The following is a 1,190-nucleotide window of genomic DNA, read 5'->3' on the forward strand; positions in this document are numbered from 1 at the left end:
GGAGCCTCCAGCCTTTCCTTGAGGCTCAGGCGGCCATCGCGCAGGGCATCGGCACTGTCGCTTTCGCCGGGCAAAAGCCACAGGCTGTCCTTGGGCAGCCAGTCTTCAAACAGGCTTGGCGCTTCAAGCACACTGCCGGGCAAAAGCCCCAGGCCGCCGCCGTCCAGAGACTTCTTGAAGGAATAGCATTCGTTTTCGCCGATGCGGCCTTCGGCAAACATGCGGTCACAGCGGTCACGAGCCGCTGCGAGGCTTTTGGCGTCAAGGGCAAGGGGGCTGGCGGGCAAAAGAACCAGCTCATCGCAAGCCTGCAGTGAACGCTGGCTTTCAGCATCAAAAACACGCATTTCATCCAGCGTGTCGCCAAAAAATTCCAGACGGACCGGCTTTGCGTAGCCTGTGGGAAAAATATCCAGGATATCACCGCGACGGGCCATTTCTCCGGGCCGCGTCACCATGGCAACGCGCTCATACCCCCACTCCACGGCCTGCTCCAGCAGCAGTTCGGGCGCGTAATCGCTGCCCTTGCGCAAATCCAGATTGCATGCTGCAAAAAAATCCAGGGGAACATGGCGCAGCAGCAAGCTTTCCACGCTGCACACAACACAGCGCGGTCTTCCCTGGGCAAGGCCATACAGCGCGGCAAGACGCGACGCCCACGAGGCTCTGTCCTGCCACTGGCTCAGGGGCGGCAGGTTCAGGCAGGGGCTGCTCCATTGGGGTTCGGAAACAGACTTGTCGGCCAGCGAAAGATCGGGGGTAAAAAGCGTAAGCAAGGCGCGGGCGCTGTTGTATTCTTCCCGGTCGCGGGCCACCAGCACCACGGTACGCCCCTGGGCCAACGCTTCGGCTGCAAGGCGGCAACGCGTACCCATGCCGCTGCGCTCAATATAGATCTGCCCTTCCTTGCTTGCCAAGACTGTACTGAAATTGCTCATGAAAATGTTCCATGCGCCGTGCCTTTTCCGGCACGGCCGTAATGCGGAAATGCGGCGTAAAGCCGCAGTGTTCAGGTAGGCGGCTGCGGACGAAAAAATGCCCGCTCCCTTAGACAGTGTCGTCCCGAGCGCCTTTCCCGGTATCTCTGCGTCGAACTTCGCCTTTTATTCCGGTCGAGTACCATAAGAGTACACTCCCTGCATAAAAGGCTCGTTCTCCTTGATATACCAAGGAAATTCATCTCGTGACGA

The 1,190-nt window shown here is 59.2% G+C and carries 1 pseudogene; it reads right to left on the reverse strand.

The features are described from left to right. Nucleotides 1-938: pseudogene (locus V6C07_RS08000) on the reverse strand (transcription-repair coupling factor); the annotation flags it as partial. Nucleotides 939-1,190 lie beyond the last annotated feature (252 nt).

Source organism: Desulfovibrio sp. 1214_IL3152, from assembly GCF_036763055.1.
Taxonomy (GTDB): Bacteria; Desulfobacterota; Desulfovibrionia; order Desulfovibrionales; family Desulfovibrionaceae; genus Desulfovibrio.